Source organism: Cobetia sp. UCD-24C (assembly GCF_001306765.1).
In the GTDB taxonomy this organism is placed as follows: Bacteria; Pseudomonadota; Gammaproteobacteria; order Pseudomonadales; family Halomonadaceae; genus Cobetia; species Cobetia amphilecti.
In genome coordinates this window covers 404,127-424,369 of record NZ_LJTD01000002.1, presented here as the reverse complement: position 1 = coordinate 424,369, position 20,243 = coordinate 404,127, and the positions used below count along the sequence as shown (strand labels likewise).

The following is a 20,243-nucleotide window of genomic DNA, read 5'->3' as shown; positions in this document are numbered from 1 at the left end:
CGATGCCTGCCCGGCATGTGCTGGCTTGTGGCCCCTTGATGCCTGCTTACCTTACGCACCTGGTGCTTCTAGCGATAATCAATTACCAGCATGTCTTCGATAATCAGCCCCTATCACTGAGCCTATCAGCCACCCTCAGCGGCGTGAACCGCAGGACGGCACTCAATCCGGCGGCATCACCAACCCTGTTTTCACCTTTCTTCGCCACCCCATCTTCACGTCCGGAAATGACCACATCATGACCATGAAAAAGCCCCCTGACCTTTGCAGGTCAGGGGGCTTGGTGAGTTACATCATACCTTGTGGGGCGTCAGCACCTCATGCCGGCATCTGATTGGCACGCGCATCACGCGACCACACACGGTGAGCCATCAGGGCATCACGCAGCGGCAGGCTGGCGGCGAGCACATCATCCACCAGGATGACGCCCTCCTCGACCGGCACGCGAGCGGCGGCCAGCAGCTCCTTGCCTTCACAGATCGCCACGATGGGCTTCAGGTGCTTGTAGGCTTCCTGGACATAATAGAGTCCCAGGCCCGAGCCGCTCAGCGCCTCGACGCTACCCACGCCGCCAGCGACGACGACGGCATCCACCGTCACGGACGGCAGGCCATTGAGCATCGCATCCGGCGACAGCATGGTGCCGTCTCCGGCCTTGATCGGCGCCATGCTCGGGGCGATCAACAGCCCTTCGGCACCCTCGGCGGCCAGCTGCTCCTTGATCGAGCGAACATCTTCCATGGCGACGCCATCGGCGGCCAGGATCGCGACCTTGCGGGTGGCGATGGAGTCCGGCAGGCGCGCCATCAGGCTCAGTGCCGGGTCGCTGTCGACCTGGCTGGTGCCCAGTTCACCGTCCGGCGCGGGCTTGCTGGTCGGTGTCTCGATGCCGTGATTCTCACCGACGCGACGTGCCAGCTCCAGATCGATGTTGGGCAGGATCTCGGTGATCACCCGCTCACGGATCCACGGACGCTCGACCTTGGAAAGCTCGAAGGTGTAGGCCGCGATGATGTGCTCCTTCTCCACATCAGTCTGGCTGTTCCAGAACAGGGTGGCCTGGGAATAGTGATCCCCGAAGGAGGCGCTGCGCGCACGTACCTTGTGCGCCTCGATGCGCTCATGATACGGCTCGAAACCGCCATGGGCATCCTGGGACGGCGGTGTCTCGGCCGGCCAGCCACCATCGATGGAGTTCGGCTCGTAGGACGCCTGCCCCGTGTTGATGGTCTGACGATGCTGGGCATCTCGCTGGTTGTTGTGGAACGGGCACACCGGCTGGTTGATGGGAATCTCGTGGAAGTTCGGCCCACCAAGACGCAGCATCTGGGTATCCAGATAGGAGAACAGACGCCCCTGCAGCAGCGGGTCATTGGAGAAGTCGATTCCCGGCACGATGTTGGCCGGATTGAAGGCGACCTGCTCGGTCTCGGCGAAGTAGTTGTCCGGATTGCGGTCCAGCACCATCTTGCCGATCGGCACCACCGGCACCAGCGATTCGGGGATCAGCTTGGTCGGATCGAGGATATCGAAGTCGAAGCTGTGCTCGTCCTTCTCCTCGACCACCTGGATGCCCAGCTCCCACTCCAGCGGCGCGCCGCTCTTGATGTCATCCCACATCATGCGACGGTTGAAGTCCGGGTCACGTCCCCACAGCTTCTGGGCTTCATCCCAGATCAGCGAGCAGGTACCAGCCACCGGCTTCCAGTGGAACTTGACGAAGCGCGACACGCCTTCACGGTCGATCAGACGGAAGGTATGCACACCGAAGCCTTCCATGTTGCGGTAATGACGCGGGAAGGCGCGGTCCGACATGGTCCACAGCACGGTGTGAGTGGTTTCCGGCATCAGTGACACGAAGTCCCAGAAGGTATCGTGGGCTGACTGGCCCTGGGGAATCTCGTTGTGCGGCTCCGGCTTCACGGCGTGCACGAAGTCAGGAAACTTCATCGCGTCCTGGATGAAGAACACCGGGATGTCATTGCCGACCAGATCCCAGTTGCCGTCATCGGTGTAGAACTTGGTCGCGAAGCCACGCACGTCACGTACCGTGTCGTTGGAGCCACGCGAGCCCTGCACGGTCGAGAAACGCACGAACACCGGCGTCTTCTTGGACGGGTCGCTGAACACGCCGGCCTTGGAATACCTGGCGGCATTGTCGTAGGCCTGAAAATACCCGTGCGCGGCCGCGCCACGCGCGTGAACGATACGCTCAGGGATACGTTCATTGTCGAAGTGGTTCATCTTCTCGCGGAAGATGAAATCTTCCATCAGGGTCGGACCGCGTTCCCCCGCCTTCAGCGAGTTGTGGTTGTCCGCGATGCGCAGCCCCTGGTTGGTACGCAGGTCATGCCCTTCGGCGTCGGCGCGATAGGTCTCCAGCGCCTCGTCCTTGGTATGACCGTCACCGGCATTGGGCTTGGTGTCATGCGGCCCATTGCGGTTGGGATGGGTATAGGGGTTCTCTCCCTCTGCCGAGCGATTCTGGCCCTCGTGATAGGGGCACTTCGCGCTGTCGGCATTCGACTGGGAAGAAGGTGCTGAATCGTGCTCATTGCTCGCCATGCTCAAACGCTCCTGTTTTCGCTAGATCCGCAACGCGCCACTACTGTGGCGCTGAAGGATGATTCGGCCTTGCCGCCTCTTGCCGGCGTACTTCTTGTCCAAGCACTTCTTGTCCAAGTACTTCTTCTCAAAGCACTTCTCGAACAAGGCACCTCTCGGCGCCGTGACAGATTACCGGGCAGTCAGGTGCCCCGGGTGACAAGAGGCGTTGCTGCGGCGGGTGTCTCCATCGAATCCATCCAGACACCCGTAAGGGACTTCACTTGCTGTTGACGACTGCACTTGCTGCTTGCACGCCTGACGGGACTCGACACCGCGCCGTCAGGCCTTGGACTTGACCTTCGAGACGATCCACAGCAACACCACCGCCCCCACGACCGAGACAACCAGCGAACCGATGATGCCGGTGGAGGCCAGCCCCAGCAGCTTGAAGATGACGCTGCCCAACAGGCCGCCGACGACACCGACGACGATGTTGCCAAGAATGCCGAAGCTGCCGCCGCGCATGATGTTGCCTGCGATCCAGCCGGCCAGACCACCGATGATCAACCCGAGAATGATACCCATCTGCTGTCTCCTTCCTTGCTGATGTACAGGCGCTTGGCGCCGCTGTACAAGTCTTGGAGACGACGTCACACAATTAAAAGGGGGCGATCTTTCATTTGTCAGAATGAGGAGCCGGGCTGGCCCAAGAAGGCGATCTCTTCCGGCGTGGACTCGCGACCGAGAATCGCATTGCGATGCGGGTAGCGGCCGAATCTACGCACGATGTCCGCATGCAGATGCTCATAGCGCAAGGTGTGCTCGAGGCCGGGGCGTGCGAACAATTGTTCGGCATGCTCATGGATGCGCAACGATTCGCTGTGCATCCACGGCATGATCGCGAAGGGCTGCCAGGCCAGCGGAAGGCAGTCCAGGTCGCCCAGCGTGACGGCCTGCTGGGAGAGCGCGAGTGCCAGGTTGTCGCCACTGAAGGCGCGCGGAGTATCGCGATGGATATTGCGCGCAAACTGGTCCAGCAGCAGGATTTCCGCCAGCCGCCCACCGACGCTCGCCCGCCACTCCCACAGCTCACAGGCAAGTGCCTGCTCGAGCCGCGCGGCGAATCGCTCACGCAGCTGGCCATCGAGGGCATCGCTCTTGCGAAACCAGTCCTTGGGCGTCAGCTGAGTGAACCAGTAATCGAGTACCTGCCGTGCCTGGGGATGGCTGTCCGCAATCAGCCTGGCGGCGTCAGGTTGCGGGGATTCCGAGGGGCTTGAGGGGAGCATGGAGGGGGGCATCGAAGGTGTCCTTGCGTGGAGTCGAGAAGGAAGCCGCGCGACAGGCCTGACTGAGCGCACCACCTTGCACTGCGAGTGTCGGGCCTGAGCGGCGCGGGGCGATCATGGTTCTGACACCGGATCTTCATCTTGAGCGTGGAAAGTAGCCTCTCCCATCAGCGCTGTCAGCCTTTGCGGCATGCCCCGCGCTGGCTGGTGCACTGATGTCACTTATGTTGCCACTCTCTATCCCAACCTGACGCCAGACCGTTACAAGGAAGCCCGCCATGTCCCGCCGCCTGTCTGATCTGCTGCCTTTGCGCTCCTCTCGCAAGTCCCACGCCGCTCAAACCACCCCTACATCCCCCGCTTCGCCAAGCGCTGCGCCAGCCGGCAATGACGCTTCGACAGTCACCCCCGCCGGCGCCCCGTCACGGATGGACCGCCGCCAGCTGCTGGGGCGCGGCCTGCAAGGTGCCGGAGTCGGGCTGCTGGCGACCACGGGCCTGCTCGGCGCTCCCGCCATCGTGATGGCTGAAGGACGGCGCCCGCGCATGCCCTCCGGCGTGATGAGCGGCGACGTGACCGCCAGCCGCGCCATGCTGTGGAGCCAGAGCGACAAGCCGGCACGTATGCTGGTCGAACTGGCCGACAATCCCGAGATGCGCGGCGCCTTCCAGATGCGTGGCCCGGTGGCCCTGCCGGCGGACGGCCTGACCAGCAAGCTCGACCTGACCCGCATCGGCACTCGCGCCAACGCCAGCGGCGAGGTCTTCTACCGGGTGCGCTACGCGGCGCTGGATGACCACCGCGCCATCAGCGAGGCCACCGCCGGTCGCCTGGTGCTGCCGCCGAGCGCCCAGGCACCGCGTGCGCTGCGTTTCGTGTGGTCCGGTGACACCGTCGGCCAGGGCTGGGGCATCAACCCGGACTTCGGTGGCCTGCGCCTCTACGAGACCATGCGTCAGGTCAAGCCGGACTTCTTCCTGCACTCCGGCGATACCATCTACGCTGATGGCCCGCTCGAGGAGAGCGTCATCCAGCACGACGGCAGCCTGTGGCGCAATATCGTCACGCCCGCCAAGTCCAAGGTGGCAGAAACGCTGGACGAGTATCGTGGCCAGTACGCCTACAACCTGATGGACGATAACCTGCGCCGCTTCAATGCCGAAGTGCCGATGTTCGCCCAGTGGGACGACCACGAGACCACCAACAACTGGTACCCGGGCGAGATTCTCGAGGATGATCGCTACACCGAGAAGAATCTCGACTTGCTGTCCGCCAATGCGCGTCGCGCCTTCCTCGAGAACATGCCGCTGCGCACCGGCCCAGCCGCGCCGGAGCGCATCCACCGCAATTTCAGCTTCGGGCCGGGGCTCGAGATGTTCATGCTCGACATGCGCAGCTTCCGCGGCGCCAATTCCGCCAACCGCCAGACAGGGCGTGGGCCACAGACCGACTTCCTGGGTCGCGATCAGCTGGCATGGCTCAAGCAGTCGCTCAAGGCCAGCACCGCCACCTGGAAGGTCATCGCCTCCGACATGCCGATCGGGCTGCTGGTGCGTGACGGCGACAACTTCGAGAACGGCGCCAACGGCGATGGCGAGGCGCTGGGGCGCGAGCAGGAGATTGCCGAACTGCTCAAGTTCGTACGCGATCACGACATCCAGAATCTGGTCTGGCTGACCGCCGACGTGCACTACACCGCCGCGCACCACTACTCGCCCGAGCGCGCCGTCTTCAAGGACTTCACGCCGTTCTGGGAATTCGTCAGCGGCCCGATCCACGCCGGCACCTTCGGTCCCGGCGAGCTGGACAACACCTTCGGGCCGAAACTCGAATTCGTGAAGGCACCGCCTGAGGGGCGGGCCAACATGTCGCCCAGCGAGGGCTTCCAGTTCTTCGGCCAAGTGGATCTCGACCCCGAGAGCGAAGCGCTGACCGTGACGCTGAAGGACATCCACGGCGCCTCGCTCTACCAGCAGGTGCTGACCCCCGCCGCCAGCGCCTGACAGCGGCGTCTGTTTCTGACACTCGCTGCTGACTATCGGCTTCCGATACCAGGTTCTGACAACGACAACGCCCCGCCTCCTGCTGTCGATCGACACGCAAGAGGCGGGGCGTTCTGGTCATGGCGACAGGTCGACAGCCGCTGGCGGGCTATGTCTGCACGAATCAGACAATTGCAGAAAAATGTCAGACAAATTGTCAATGGTGAGGGTCCGGCATTTCTTTGACACTGATCGGCACGCTAGATGTCGGTCGCTGACAGCGTGTCTCGTGGTACCGCGCGCCAACGGTGAGGCATGTTCTGCAGACGATGGGCAGCTGAGCAAGCAGGCCTCCGAGCCCTGTTGTTCAACAAGGATAATGCCATGAACGCCCTCACCCTGAGCTCCTTCGTGTTCTTCACGGGGCTGGTCGCCGTGATCACCTGGTGGCTGACCCGTCGTGACGACCATCAACATTCCACCGGCTATTTCCTCGCCGGACGCAGTCTGACCTTCCCGATCATCGCAGGCTCCCTGCTGATGACCAATCTGTCCACCGAGCAGATGGTGGGCCTCAACGGCGCCGCCTTCACCGACGGCCTCTCCGTGATGGCCTGGGAAGTGGTGGCCGTGGTCTCGCTGGTCGCGATGGCCATGTTCTTCCTGCCACGCTTTCTCAAGAGCGGCATCACCACCCTGCCGGAACTGCTGGCACTGCGTTTCGATCGCACCACCCAGCTGCTGGCCAACCTGATCTTCATGCTGGCCTACGCCATCATCCTGCTGCCCAGCATTCTCTACTCCGGTGCCCTCGGCCTGATGGGCGTGCTCGACCTGCGTGCCCTGACCGGCATCGACTCGCAGATGGTGCTGCTGACCGGCACCGTGATCGCCGTCGGCATCGCCGGTGCCATCTATGCCCTCTTCGGTGGCCTGCGCTCCATCGCCATCTCCGACACCCTGAACGGCATCGGCCTGCTGATCGGCGGCATGATCATCGTCTACTACGGGCTGGACCGTGTCGGTGACGGCAATGGCATTCTCGCCGGCTGGGAGACGCTCAAGGAGACCCACCCGGAGAAGCTCAATTCGCTGGGCGGGGATGACCAGTCAGTGCCGGTCTCGACCCTGTTCACCGGGGTGCTGCTGCTCAACATGTTCTACTGGTGCACCAACCAGCAGATCATCCAGCGCACCTTCGCCGCCAAGACCCTCGCCGAGGGCCAGAAGGGCGTGCTGCTGACCGGCGCCCTCAAGCTGCTGGGCCCGCTGTACCTGGTGCTGCCGGGCATCATCGCATTCCAGCTCTACGCCGGTGACGGCATCAAGGCCGACGCCGCCTATGGCCGGCTGGTCTTCGATGTGCTGCCCGCGCCGCTGACCGGCTTCTTCGCCGCGGCGATGGTCGGGGCGATCCTGTCGTCCTTCAACTCGGCGCTCAACTCCACCGCCACCCTGTTCAGCCTCGATGTCTACAAGGCACGTCTCAAGCCGCAGGCCAGCGATGAAGAGGTGGTCAAGGCCTCCAAGTGGGCCGGCTGGATCATGGCCGCCGCCGCGATGGCCATCGCGCCGCTGCTGGCGACCCAGGAAAGCCTGTTCGTCTACGTGCAGAAGGTGAACTCCATCTACTACATCCCGCTGCTGGCGGTGATCGTGGTGGGACTGATGTCCAAGCGCGTGCCGGCCATCGCAGCCAACCTGGCGCTGGTGCTCGGCTGCGCGGTCATCGGCCTGTTCTACTTCGTGCCGACGCTTTCCGAGCTGGTCGATCGGGTGCACAACTTCCACTTCATCGCCATCGTGCTGGTGCTGTTGATCGCCATGATGCTTGTGATCGGCAAGCTGTCACCGCGCGCCGAACCCTGGATCCAGCAGGACGTCGGTGCCATCGACATGACCCCCTGGGCTGGCACGCGTATCGCCAGCATCATTCTGCTGGTGCTGGTGATGGCCATCTACCTGGCCTTCGCCGGCTGATCGCCCCATTCGCCCAGAGCGATCGCATACCACATGTCATCGACATGAGCGTATGACATGAGCACGCCAGCGCCCCGTCATCTTCACCGATGGCGGGGCGCTGGCGTCTCTGATTGGGCATGAAGGATGACCCGCAATGCGCGGTGAAAGCCGTGACATGCGTCTTTTTACGACACTGCGATCAAGGCCTGATACCAGAGACTGAGAAGCAATGACCGCCTGTTCATTCTCAACGCTCAATCGACGCCAGCTGCACCTCAAAACCAACGTATGTTCTACAAATGGCGGATAGCGAGAAATCGGGAGATACCTACACTATCGCCAGTCTTGCCGTGAATGTTACCGGTGAGTCTCTTCACGGACGATGACACAGCTTGCTGTGTGCATTGCATCGCCACGGCTGGATCGGCGTCGAATCGCCACCCGGGTCACCTACCCACCGCCTCATGATTCGCCTCCGCACGCCTAAAGGAATCCTCCCCCATGCATGCCCTGACACTTGTTTCTTTCGTGTTCTTTACCGGCCTGGTCGCTGCCTTGACCTGGTGGTGGACACACCGCGATGACACCTCGCATTCCACCGGTTATTTCCTCGCTGGACGCAGCCTGACCTTCCCGCTGATCGCGGGGTCCCTGTTGATGACCAACCTGTCCACCGAGCAGATGGTCGGCCTGAATGGCGCCGCCTTCACCGATGGCCTGTCGGTGATGGCCTGGGAAGTCATGGCGGTACTGGCCATGGTGGTGATGGCGATGTTCTTCCTGCCACGCTTCCTCAAGAGTGGCATCACCACCCTGCCCGAGCTGCTGGCCCTGCGCTATGGCCGCAGCACCGAGCTGATCACCAACCTGATCTTCCTGTTCGCCTACGCGGTGATCCTGCTGCCGATCATCCTCTACTCCGGTGCCATCGGCCTGCAGGGCATGCTGGATCTGCCCTCGCTGACCGGCATCAGCTCGCCCAATGCGCTGCTGTGGATGACCATCTGGGTGGTCGGCATCATCGGTGCCATCTATGCCCTGTTCGGCGGCATGCGCTCCATCGCCATCTCCGACACCTTGAACGGCGTGGGCCTGTTGATCGGCGGCATGCTGATCGTCTATTTCGGCCTCGATGCGGTGAGTGATGGCCAGGGCGTGATGGCCGGCTGGGACACGCTGACCGCCGCCAATCCGGAGAAATTCAACTCCATGGGCGGTGAAGACCAGTCGGTGCCCTTCTCGACCCTGTTCACCGGCGTGATGATCATCAACTTCTTCTACTGGTGTACCAACCAGCAGATCATCCAGCGCACCTTCGCCGCCAAGACCCTCGCCGAGGGCCAGAAAGGCGTACTGCTGACCGGTGCCCTCAAGCTGCTGGGCCCGCTGTATCTGGTGATTCCCGGCATCATCGCCTATCACCTCTACGCCTCTTCCGGCGTCAAGGCCGACAGCGCCTACGGCCAGCTGGTCTTCGATGTGCTGCCCGCACCGCTGACCGGCTTCTTCGCCGCGGCGATGGTCGGCGCGATCCTGTCGTCCTTCAACTCGGCGCTGAACGCCACCACCACGCTGTTCTCCACCGGTATCTACAAGGCGCATCTGCGTCGTGATGCCAGCGACGAGGAAGTGGTCAAGGTCTCCAAGGGCTTCGGCTGGGTGCTGGCGATCGCCTCCATGACCCTCGCGCCGCTGCTGGCCGGTCAGGAAAGCCTGTTCGGTTACCTGCAGAAGATGAATGCCATCTACTTCATCCCGATCTTCGCCGTGGTGCTGATGGGGCTGCTGACGCGTCGCGTGCCGACCATCGCCGCCAACCTGGCACTGCTGATCGGTTGCAGCGTGATCGGGGTGGTCTACTTCGTGCCAGCCTTCTCCGGTGTGCTCGACGTGATCCACGAGTTCCACTTCGTCGGCCTGGTGTTCGTGCTGCTGATCGCGATGATGCTGATCATCGGCAAGCTGGCACCGCGTGACGAGCCGTGGATCCAGCAGGATGTCGGCGCCATCGACATGACGCCCTGGAAAGGCGCCAAGGTCTGCGCGCTGTTGCTGGTCGTGCTGGTGATCGCCATCTATCTGGCCTTCATCTGACGCCTGAAAGTCGCCGCTTCAAAACGACAAATCGTCATCAAATGAGTATCACGCCCCGCGTTGCCCCCTCGGACACGCGGGGCGTGTGCATTTCAGGCATGCTGGACTGCATGTTCCCTGAAGAGGTCGCCCATGCCCTGCTTACCCCATCGACAGTTAAAGGGGCTGTTCTTTTCCTCGCTGAGGTCGCCTTTCTCCTCTTCGCTGAGGGCTTCTTTCTCCTCTTCGCTGAAGGCTCCTGTGGCGCCCAAGGCGCTGGGTATCGCCCTGCTGCTGTCCAGTCTGACCGCCGTCACCCCGAGCCAGGCCGCCGAGCGCTGGCAGCGAGCCGAAGTGCTGACGGACAGCTTCATGGAAGTGGCACTCAAGCGTGAATACCAACCCGGCAGCAGCGCCTCGCTGGTGCGCTGGCAGGCGCCCATCAAGGTGCGGGTCGATTCGCAGCTGGGCAATTCGCGCATGCAGCGAAAGATGAGCGAGGTCCAGTTTCGTCATCTGGCCGCCATTACCGGCCAGCCGCTGAGTTTCGTGTCCTCCGCCAGAGAGGCCAACCTGCGCATCGCCTTCATCGCCCGAGACCACATGACGCGCGAGGCCGCCGCCTACATCGGCAAGCAGCAGGCCGCCACCCCGGGCATGCGCAAGGCATTGCGTGAAGGCGTGTGCCTGACGCTGTTCAAGACCGGGCCGGATCACGCCATCGCCAACGGCCTGATCCTGATTCCCGCGGACTATGCCCGCCAGAAGGCGCGTCTGGTGGACTGCGTCGTCGAGGAGAGCGCCCAGCTGATGGGGCTGCCCAATGATTCAGACAGGGTCTTCCCCTCCATCTTCAGTGACGTCACGGTGGATACCTGGCTGAGCCCGCTGGATTACGTGCTGCTCAAGATGCTGTATGCCCCGGAACTTTCCCCCGGCATGTCAGCCGCGCAAGTTCGCGCTGCGCTGCCCGCGGTCATCCAGCGCCTTGCCGAGCAAGGCGAGCTGTCACACGCCATCCGTCGCGTGCGCCAGGGCAGTCTGCGGGAATGGGCCGGTGACTAGGCTCACCGAGAGCGCAATCCCGGACACGGAGTTGGAACGCCTGAGCGGAGCACAGGCATAATCAGGTCAGGCGCGCCGGGCGCCGACATCCGACGGAGCTGCGCCTTCATGCCACTATCTTCTCCCGCTGCCGACCGGGCACGCCTGCCCTTGGCCGTCACGCTGCTGTCGCTGTGTCAGGCCTTGCTGGTCAGCGGCAACATCCTGCTGATCGCGGTCTCGCCGCTGATCGGTGCCCAGCTGGCTTCGAGCAGCTGGTCGACCGCGCCAGTCGCCACCCAGTGGCTGGGCCTGATGTGCGCCACCATTCCCGCCTCGTTGATCACCGCTCGTCTCGGGCGGCGGCGCGGCTTCGTGCTCGGCAATCTGTGCGGGCTGGCTGGCGCGGGGCTGGCCGTGCTGGCGCTGCATCTGCAGCATTTCGGACTGTTCCTGCTTGCCACCTGGCTGGTGGGCATCGGCATCGGCTTCGGGCAGCTATATCGCTTCGCCGCGATGGAGGCCGCCCCGGAGGAGCAACGTGAACGCGCCATCGGACTGGTGATGGGCGGTGGCGTGCTGGCGGCCTTCTTCGGGCCCTGGCTTGCACGCACCAGTCATGCATTGGCCGACACGCCCTTCCTGGGCAGCTTCATCGGGCTGGGGGCGCTCTATCTGCTGGCGCTGTTGCTGCTGGCCTTCATCCGCCTGCCCCGTGAAGGCAATGCCCAGTCAGCCGACGATAATGCAGTGGCGCCGGCACGCCCATTGGGCGTGATCCTGCGTCAACCGACCTTCCTGCTGGCCGTGCTCAGCGCGATGGTCGGCTATGGGGTGATGAATCTGGCGATGACGGCCACACCGCTGGCCATGGCCCATGCCGGGCACGGCTTCGATCACGTCGCCACCACCATTCAATGGCACGTGGTCGCCATGTTCCTGCCGTCCTTCTTCACCGGGCGGCTGGTCGCCCGCTTCGGGGCGGGCACCATGATCGTGACCGGCTGCGGCTTCCTGCTGGCAAGCCTTGCCACCGCGCAGCTGCTGGCCGCCGACTACCTGACGGGAACCCAGGGGTTCTTCCTCGGTCTCATCCTGCTCGGCATCGGCTGGAACTTCACCTTCCTGCCCGCCACCACGCTGCTGACCCGCTGCCATCGTCCCAACGAGAAGGCCCGCACCCAGGCCGCCAACGAGTTCCTCGTCTTCACCACCGGGGCGGTGACGGCGCTGCTGGCCGGCCCTCTGGTCAGTACGCTGGGCTGGGCGCTGCTCAACCTGCTGCTGATCCCCGCCTGCCTGCTGCCCATCGCACTGCTGGCGTGGCGTCAGCTTGCCTTGCGCGCCGATCGCCCGCAGATAGAGGGATGATGGCGAGCCGTGCGGCGCACGCTGACAAGTCCCGGCCATCACCCAGCTCATCATCAGCTGCCAGGACGCCATCACGTCGCGCCGCCTCGCCCCCACTGACAGGGAATGCCTGATGTTCAACACCATGACCCGCAACGCCCGCCAGCTTGCCCGCGATGTGGGCCGCGAAGCACATGACCTGCTGGAGCGCGGTCTCGACCGCCAGCTGCGGCTCGCCGTCACCGGCCTGTCCGGTGCCGGCAAGACCGCCTTTCTCGTCTCGCTGATCGAGCAGCTGCGCCATGCCGGACTCGGCGCGCGTCTGGAACTGCTGCCCGCCGCACGCGACGGCCGCCTGCTCGGCGCGGAACGCGTCAGTCAGCCGGACCTCTCCATTCCGCGCTTCCCGCTGGAAGCCGGCTTGCGCTCGCTGTCCGGCCAGTATTCGCCCCACGGTCCCGAATGGCCGACGCCGACCCGCAGCATCAGCGAGCTGCGCCTCAAGATCGGCTTTCGCCCCACCTCGCGCGCCGCGCGCATGCTCGACAGCCAGCGCGCCACCCTGACGCTGGACCTGATCGACTATCCCGGCGAATGGCTGCTGGACCTGCCGATGCTGGAGCAGGACTTCAGCGGCTGGAGCAGCGAGTGCGAAACCCAGCTGGCCGACGGGCGTGGCGACTGGGCGCAGGACTGGATGGCGGCCGTCGAGGGCCTGACACCGGACAGTGAGGTGGATGAAGACCGCCTCGCCGAGATCGCGAGCCTTTATACCGACTATCTGCACGCCGCGCGCCGCAAGGGTGGCTTCGTCGACCTGACACCAGGCCGTTTCCTGCTGCCCGGCGAGCTGGACGAAGCGCCGGTGCTGCAGTTCTTCCCGCTGCCGGGACTAGGTGACTGGAGACCCGACGCGCTGGCCGCCCTGCCGGAAGCCAGCCTGTATCGCACCCTTGCACGCCGCTTCGATCACTATCGCCGCCGCGTGGTGCGCCCCTTCTATCATGACCACTTCCGGCGCTTTGACCGCCAGATCGTGCTGATCGACGTGCTGGGCGCGCTGAATGCCGGCCCGGCGCCCTTCCGCGACCTGAGCCGTGCGCTGGACAAGCTGTTCGACAGCTTCGCCTATGGCCGCCGTCACCTGCTGGCGCGCCTGATGGACCGCCGCATCGACCGCCTGGCCATCGCCGCCACCAAGGCCGACCACGTCACGCCAGAGCAGCATGGCGCGATGCGCGACCTGCTCGAGCAGCTGCTGGCGGACCCGCTCAAGCGCCTGCGCTATCGCGATGTGCCGCTCAAGGCCTTCACCATCGCCGCCATCCGCGCCAGCGAGGCGCGCGAGGTGGTCGAGAATGGTCAGCGTCATCCGGCGCTGGCGGGACAACTGCTCGCTGAGCACGAGGGGGCGAGCGACTCGGACACGCAAGGCGCCGGCCGCGAGTCCGTGCTGCTGTTCCCGGGCGAGGTGCCCTCACGGCTGCCCGACCCGAATTTCTGGGCCGAAAGTCGCTTCGACTTCCCCCACTTCGCGCCGCCGAAGATCGACGGCAATGCGCCACCTCACATTCGCATGGACGCCGTGCTCGACTGGCTGCTGGGAGACCACCTGAAATGACTACCGAATCCCGCCATCCGCGCCCGGGCAAACGCTTCACGAGCCCCGATTCGGCGCAGGCCGATGCCGCCTCGACCACCTATGCCGAGCGCCCCACCGAGAGCGCATCAGAAAGCGCGGCAGAGGCCCTGCGCGGCGCGCGTCACTTCTCGCCGGAGATGGAAAGCCAGCCCCTGGCGGCGGCCGAGCCGGAACCCGCCACGCCGGGACTGGATGCGACGCTGAGCGCCCGGCCACGTCACCGCGGCCTCAAATGGCTGCTGCTCGGCACCCTGACCCTCGGGGGTGTCGAAGCCGGTCATGCGCTCTATCAGGCGGCCATGGGCGGTGATCTGATCACCGGCGCCTGGGGCCTGCTGGGCCTTGGCGCCATCGGACTCGGCGCCCGCGCGCTGGGCAAGGAGCTCTTCAGGCTGCGTCACCTGCGCAAGCACGTCGCGCTGCGCGCCGAGCTGGAAGAACATCAGCAGGATGACTTTGGCCAGGAGAGCTTTGGTCAAAGGGGTTTTGGCCAGAAAAGCTTTGGCCAGCGCGGTGATGCGCCACCCACGCCTGACGAGGACTCGGGCAAGGCAGGCGGCAAAGCCGACAGCCAGCAGGAAGACCTGCTCGAACAGCTGCGTCGCCAGATGAAGCTCGGCGATGATGACGCCGGCGTGCGCGCCTGGCGCGCCGCCTGTGAAGCGCATCACTCCCCGTCGGAGCGCCGCGAGCTGTTCGCCTTCCACGTGCTGGGGCCGCGGGACCGTGAGGCGCGGCGTCTGATCTCGCGCATGAGTGGCGAGACGGCGGTGATGGTGGCGGTCTCGCCGCTGACCTGGGTCGACATGAGTCTGGTGGCCTGGCGCGGGCTGCGCATGATGGAGCGCCTGTCGCGCCTCTACGGGCTGGAGCTGGGCTATGCCAGCCGCCTGCGGCTGTTCAAGGAGGTGCTGGCGTCGATGGCCTTCGCCGGTGCCAGCGAACTGGCCGCCGAGGCCAGCATGGACCTGCTGTCGATGAATCTGGCCGGCCGCCTCTCCACCAAGGCCGGTCAGGGGCTGGGCAGTGGCCTGATGAACGCACGTCTCGGCCTGCGAGCCATGCGCCTGCTGCGCCCCATCCCCTTCCATGCCGAGGAGGTGCCGCGCATCGGTGAGCTGCGCGCGGAGCTGTTCTCGCGCATGCGCAAGGCCGACAAGGGCGAGGACGACGCGAGCTGAGCAGGCCGCGACCTCCCCTGCCACTGCCTTGAAAAACAAGACGCGCGCCTCTGATAGCTGGCCATTCGGGCCTTCAGGGCGCGCGTCTTTCGTGAGTCATCTCACCTTCGATGGTTTTAGTCTTCGATGGTTTCAGCCTTCGCTGGCGATGCCGGCCTCCAGCCACTTCATCACGCGCAGTGCCTCATGGGGCGAGGTCGGATTGCCGCCCTGGCCACGAATGCAGTCGCGCAGCCCCGCGTACCAAGCCGGATAGTCGCCATCGCGGCCCTGATGGGTGCCGCCCACCAGCACCTGCTCGCCTTCGGCGCCGTCCGGGTCGGCCTCCAGCACAGTCAGCATTCCGGGACGCGCATCCCGCCCCCACTGGCGCGCCTGGCGCTCCTGCGGGTCACGCGAGGGCCAGTCACCAGCCTTGAGGCAATCTTCCTGAGGGTCGAGCCCGAACACCACATAGCTGCCACGGGTACCGTGCGCGGCGAAGCGTGCCGTCGGCGCCGCCGTCAGTGCACTGGCGTGCAGCTCCACCACCAGACCGGGGTGCCTTGGATGGTGGGCGTAATCGAGCACGGCGTGGAAGAAATCATCGGTCACCGCGCCTTCGCGCTGGGCGCGACGCGTGAGCTGGATGGCGTTCGGTTCGCCGAACAGGCACAGCGCCTGATCCAGCAGGTGCGGGCCGAGGTCATACCACAGGCCGCTGCCGGGCAGTGCCTGCTCACGCCAGCGGTTCGGCACCGTCGGGCGGAAGCGGTCGAAGTGGGATTCCAGATGCGCGATGCGCCCCAGCGTGCCGTCGTTGATCAATTCCGCCAGCGTCAGGAAGTCGGCATCGAAGCGCCGATTGTGAAATACCGCCAGCACCCGTCCGGCCTGCTCGGCCTGGCGGGTCAGGGCCTCGCCTTCTTCAAGCGTCACCGTGAAGGGCTTGTCGACGACCACATGCTTGCCTGCCGCCAGCGCCGCAGAGGCCAGCGGGGCGTGGGTCTCGTTGGGCGTCGCGATGATGATCAGATCGATATCGTCACGCGCAAGCAAGGCCTCCGGGGTGGCCTCCACCTCCAGTTGCGGACGCTCGGCCCTGACGACCTCGGGCCGCGAAGTGGACAGCGCCACCAGCGCCAGCCCGTCCGTGGCCTCGATCAAGGGTGCGTGGAAGGTACGCACCGCCATGCCATAACCGATCAGCCCGACCCGGATCGCGCTCTCGGAGGGGAAGGCGGCGCCGTGCCATGCGGCGGTGTCGCTGTGATCATCAGTGGCGGGGTGGGCTATGCGGCTCATCGGGCATCCTTGTCGTTGGCGCAATCTTGAGGGAGTCGTGCCTGGCAGCGCCATCCTAGCAAGGCTCCCGTGCCACAGACAGAGATGACAGCCGCCTTTAATGCTTGTCCATCGCAGACTTCATCCCGCGAGCGAGTCGCCGCGTAATGCCCGCCATCGAACAGCAGTCCCCTTGAAGTCTCGTGGCTCAGCCCGCAGACCTTGCTGTACCAGGAGAGGCGTGGCAATGAGTGGCAATATCACTCGCCAGCCGCCTCGCCATTTGATTCGCGAAGGAGCAGACAGCATGCGCAAGACGCTCATCATCGGTGCCAACGGCAAGATCGGTCGTCAACTCTGCGAGAAGGCTCAGGCCGCCGGCGAACCCGTCGTGGCGATGATCCGCTCGACCGAGCAGCAGAGCTGGTTCCATGAACGCAGCATCCCGACGGTTCTGGGCGATCTGGAAGGCGAGATGCGCCAGGCCTTCTATGGCTGCGATCAGGCGGTGTTCGTCGCGGGCTCCGGCCCGAATACCGGCCCGGACAAGACACTGACCATCGACCTGCACGGTGCGATGCGCACCGCGGAGCTGGCCGCCGAATTCGGGCTGTCGCGCGTGATCCAGGTCAGCTCGATCCGCTCCGAGACACCGCTGGCCGGTCCGGCGGCGATGCGCCCCTACTTCGCGGCCAAGAAGGCCGCTGACCTGTGCCTCGCCGAGAGTGGCCTGCGTCACGTCATCGTCAAGCCCGGCCGTCTCACCAACGAGAGCGGCAGCGGCAAGCTGACCCAGAACGCCGATGACTCCGACAAGATGCAGGTCTCGCGCGCCAATGTCGCCGAGTTCCTGCTTGGCTTGATCAAGGCCCGCGAGATCGGTGGCCGTCATCGCAAGGCGCCCATCTTCACCCTGTTCGACGGTGATACGCCGGTTTCGGGTCTGCTGAACGCCACGACGACCGCCGACTGAGTGCGCGCCTGAGCCTGTGGCAAAGCGCACTGGCAGGTCGCTTTCGCCAGGCTTGCCCACGCTTGACCTGCCACTCATCCATGCCTGCGCGCAGCCCGCGCGGGCGTTGGGCCATCTGGTAGCTTTCCCCCCATGCTCCATGTCCGTATAGTGAGCCACTGACCCCGCCAACAGAACTTCCGAAATGCTGCAGAACAATTCGCTGCTGGCGCAGCTGAAAGATCAAATCCGCCAGGAAATTCCCCGTGTCACGGGGGTGATCAAAGGCACCGACAAGGGCTTCGGCTTCCTCGAATGCGAGGACGGCGAGTCTTACTTCGTGCCGCCACCCGCCATGAAGCAGGTACTGCACGGCGATACCGTCGAAGCGACCGTCAAGGTGGAAGGTGAGAAGAAGTCCGTACAGCCGGAAGTGCTGATTGAGACGGGTGTCGATCGCTTCGTCGCTCGTGTCGGCAAGCGTGATGGCCGCCTGAACGTGATGCCGGACCACCCCTCCATCAACACGCGCATGAAAGCGCGCGTGAAGCGTGGCATCAATGAGGAAGCCCTCAATGATGGCGACTGGGTCGTGGCACGTCTGCTGCGTCATCCGATGCGCAAGGACGACCGCAGCTTCTTCGCCCAGATCGAGGAAGTCATCGCCACCGTGGACAACCCGCGTGTGCCGTGGCGCGTCACCCTGGCGCGTCACGCGCTGGAACAGGCCTCTCCGGAGGGCGGCACTGACTGGCCGCTGCTCGAGGAAGGCCTGACTCGCGAAGACATGACCCACGTGCCCTTCTTCACCATCGATGGTGAGAAGACGCGTGACATGGATGACGCCCTGCACATCGTCGAGCGCCCGGAAGGCGGCTGGACCCTGAGCATCGCCATCGCGGACCCGACCGCCTACGTGCCGGAAGGCAGCCGTGTCGACGAAGAGGCGCGCACGCGCTCCTTCACCGTCTACCTGCCGAGCCAGAACGTCACCATGCTGCCGGAAATCCTGGCCGACGACCTGTGCTCGCTGAAGGAAGGTGAAGACCGTCCGACGCTGATGTGCATCGTCGACATCGATACCGATGGCGTGATCGGCGAGCCGAAGTTCTTCGCGGCCACCATGCGCTCCCACCACCGCCTGACCTACGACAACGTCTCCGACTGGATCGAAGGCAAGGAAGGCAGCTGGAAGCCGGAAACCGAAGAGCTGGCCGAAGGTCTGCGTCAGCTGGAAGCCTTCACCCAGGCGCGTATCGCCTGGCGTGCACGCAATTCCCAGGTCTTCCGCGAGCGTCCGGACTTCGAGTTCGAGCTGGATGAGGAAGGTAACGTGCTCAACGTACGTGCCGACCACCGCCGCATCAGCAATCGCATGATCGAAGAATCCATGATCACCGCGAACCTGAGCTGCGCACGTCTGCTCTCCAAGCACATCGGTCACGGTATCTTCAACGTGCACCAGGGCTTCGCGCCGGAGAAGTACGACGACACCATCGAGTTCCTGGCTGGTCAGAACATCACCGCCACGCCGGAACAGCTGGGCAGCCTGGAAGGCTACCGCCTGATCCGTCAGGAGCTGGACAGCCGCGAAGACACCTGGCTGGACGTGCGCATGCGTCGCTTCCAGGGTTACACCGTGATGTCCGCTCAGCCGGGACCGCACTTCGGTCTGGGTCTGGAAGCCTACGCGACCTGGACCTCGCCGATCCGCAAGTACGGCGACATGGTCAACCACCGCTTGATCAAGCGCGTGATTCTCGGCCAGGACGTGCCGGCGGAAGCCACCGAGCAGCTGACCGAGCACCTCAGCGAACGTCGTCGTCTCAACCGCATGGCCGAGCGCGATGTGAAGGACTGGCTCTACGTGCGCTACCTGACCAAGGCCGCCGAAGAACAGCAGGTCTTCACTGGCGAGATCATCGACATCCGTCGTGGCGGCATGCGCGTGCGTCTGGAAGAGAATGGCGCCAGCGTCTTCATTCCGGCACCGCTGATCCACAGCGATCGCAAGAAGGTCGCGATCGATGACAAGGAAGGCCGCGTGCGCATCGAAGACGAGCTGCGTTACTCACTGGGCGACATCATCAAGGTCTCCTTGACCGAAGCCCGTGAAGAGCGTCGTTCACTGGTAGGTCGTCCGGCCGAATAAGCCGCGACCCACCACTGCCGTATGTAACTGCCTTGTCATCACAGGCAATTGCCACGGCCATCTACGCCCCGGAGCGCTCTGCGCCCGGGGCGTTTTTCGTTCTCGTGCATTACGTATACGGTGCGTGTACCAAGCGTGAGAAATTGTAATTTTGTGAAACAGAAGCTCACGCTATACTCCTCACATCGACACACGACATCTGCTTTCACTGCTGCAGCGTTACTGGATTGACCAAGCGCGAATGACTGAAGCCTGTCCCTGATGAAGTTCGTCCATGCGAGGACCCGGAAATGAAAACTCATCGCTCCACTGCAGCTACCTCACTGCGTCACCTGGCCGAGCATGCCGCCATCGTTCGTCACCCGGCCATGAGCTACGCCCGCGTCGACGCCGCAGCAGACAGCAGCTCAGGCAGAAGCTCGGAAGGCAACTCCACCTCTCCGGAGCGCCAGCGTGAGATTCAACGTGAAGCGATGGAACACGTCGCGATGCTGCTGGAACGTGATCGTCGCCGCACCCGCAACCGTCTGCTGCTGGCCGCCGGCCTGCTGCTGAGCCTTGTGCTGCTCGCCAGCCAGCGCCCAGCCGAGCCGGAAGCCGCCTTCTCGCAGGAGCTTGGCCAGGCAATGCCCAGCGCCCTGCACCTGTCCCAGCATGGACTGGCGTGATGACGCCCGATCTCCCTCCATCAGGACAGATAACGATGCCAGGACCCCATGCAACACCAGGCACGGATGCCAGACATGACTGAGTCGATCCTCTGCTAGACCCTGCAATGCCCGCTCCGGCGACCCTCCCCCCTGTCG

General features: G+C 64.3%; 14 protein-coding genes. 10 read left to right on the top strand and 4 right to left on the bottom strand.

Translation table 11 applies throughout. The features are described from left to right. Positions 1–318 precede the first annotated feature (318 nt). The 3 genes from katE to AOG28_RS04025 all read right to left on the bottom strand — a co-directional run bounded on the left by katE (position 319) and on the right by AOG28_RS04025 (position 3,848). Positions 319–2,565, bottom strand: a complete 2,247-nt coding sequence (gene katE / locus AOG28_RS04035) for a catalase HPII (protein WP_082388217.1) — start codon at positions 2,563–2,565, stop codon at positions 319–321. Positions 2,566–2,886: 321 nt separating this feature from the next. Continuing rightward, positions 2,887–3,132 (bottom strand): GlsB/YeaQ/YmgE family stress response membrane protein, encoded by a 246-nt coding sequence (locus tag AOG28_RS04030; protein WP_043333988.1) that lies wholly within the window; start codon positions 3,130–3,132, stop codon positions 2,887–2,889. A gap of 98 nt (positions 3,133–3,230) precedes the next feature. Continuing rightward, entirely contained in the window at positions 3,231–3,848 is a 618-nt protein-coding gene (locus AOG28_RS04025; protein ID WP_235506939.1) for a DUF924 family protein, read from the bottom strand. Between the two features lie 266 nt (positions 3,849–4,114). Here AOG28_RS04025 and AOG28_RS04020 point away from each other — a divergent pair, with 266 nt between their 5' ends. The 7 genes from AOG28_RS04020 (at position 4,115) to AOG28_RS03990 (ending at position 15,070) form a co-directional block, all read left to right on the top strand. Continuing rightward, positions 4,115–5,839, top strand: coding sequence for an alkaline phosphatase D family protein (locus tag AOG28_RS04020; RefSeq protein ID WP_082388216.1), 1,725 nt, complete (start codon positions 4,115–4,117; stop codon positions 5,837–5,839). Positions 5,840–6,202: 363 nt separating this feature from the next. After that, positions 6,203–7,798, top strand: coding sequence for a solute:sodium symporter family transporter (locus AOG28_RS04015; RefSeq protein WP_054555382.1), 1,596 nt, complete (start codon positions 6,203–6,205; stop codon positions 7,796–7,798). Between the two features lie 483 nt (positions 7,799–8,281). Next, positions 8,282–9,874, top strand: a complete 1,593-nt coding sequence (locus AOG28_RS04010) for a solute:sodium symporter family transporter (RefSeq protein ID WP_054555381.1) — start codon at positions 8,282–8,284, stop codon at positions 9,872–9,874. Between the two features lie 240 nt (positions 9,875–10,114). Next, positions 10,115–10,918, top strand: a complete 804-nt coding sequence (locus AOG28_RS04005; RefSeq protein ID WP_054555380.1) for a DUF2927 domain-containing protein — start codon at positions 10,115–10,117, stop codon at positions 10,916–10,918. Positions 10,919–11,062: 144 nt separating this feature from the next. Beyond that, positions 11,063–12,268, top strand: a complete 1,206-nt coding sequence (locus AOG28_RS04000) for an MFS transporter (protein WP_054555449.1) — start codon at positions 11,063–11,065, stop codon at positions 12,266–12,268. 112 nt (positions 12,269–12,380) lie between these two features. Further along, positions 12,381–13,868: a YcjX family protein gene (locus tag AOG28_RS03995; protein ID WP_235506938.1), complete on the top strand. Its 1,488-nt coding sequence runs from the start codon at positions 12,381–12,383 to the stop codon at positions 13,866–13,868. After that, entirely contained in the window at positions 13,865–15,070 is a 1,206-nt protein-coding gene (locus AOG28_RS03990) for a TIGR01620 family protein (RefSeq protein ID WP_054555379.1), read from the top strand. Before AOG28_RS03995 ends, AOG28_RS03990 begins: the two co-directional genes overlap by 4 nt. 132 nt (positions 15,071–15,202) lie before the next feature. Here AOG28_RS03990 and AOG28_RS03985 read toward each other — a convergent pair whose 3' ends face one another. Next, positions 15,203–16,354, bottom strand: a complete 1,152-nt coding sequence (locus AOG28_RS03985) for an oxidoreductase (protein WP_082388214.1) — start codon at positions 16,352–16,354, stop codon at positions 15,203–15,205. A gap of 286 nt (positions 16,355–16,640) precedes the next feature. Here AOG28_RS03985 and AOG28_RS03980 point away from each other — a divergent pair, with 286 nt between their 5' ends. The 3 genes from AOG28_RS03980 to AOG28_RS03970 all read left to right on the top strand — a co-directional run bounded on the left by AOG28_RS03980 (position 16,641) and on the right by AOG28_RS03970 (position 20,105). Beyond that, a complete protein-coding gene (locus AOG28_RS03980) occupies positions 16,641–17,306 on the top strand; it encodes an NAD(P)-binding oxidoreductase (protein WP_054555446.1) in 666 nt (221 codons plus the stop codon). 184 nt (positions 17,307–17,490) lie between these two features. Continuing rightward, positions 17,491–19,437, top strand: a complete 1,947-nt coding sequence (locus AOG28_RS03975) for an exoribonuclease II (RefSeq protein WP_054555378.1) — start codon at positions 17,491–17,493, stop codon at positions 19,435–19,437. A 290-nt stretch (positions 19,438–19,727) separates the two neighbouring features. After that, on the top strand, positions 19,728–20,105 hold the full coding sequence (locus AOG28_RS03970) for a hypothetical protein (protein ID WP_054555377.1): 378 nt from the start codon (positions 19,728–19,730) through the stop codon (positions 20,103–20,105). The last annotated feature ends 138 nt before the right edge of the window (positions 20,106–20,243 follow it).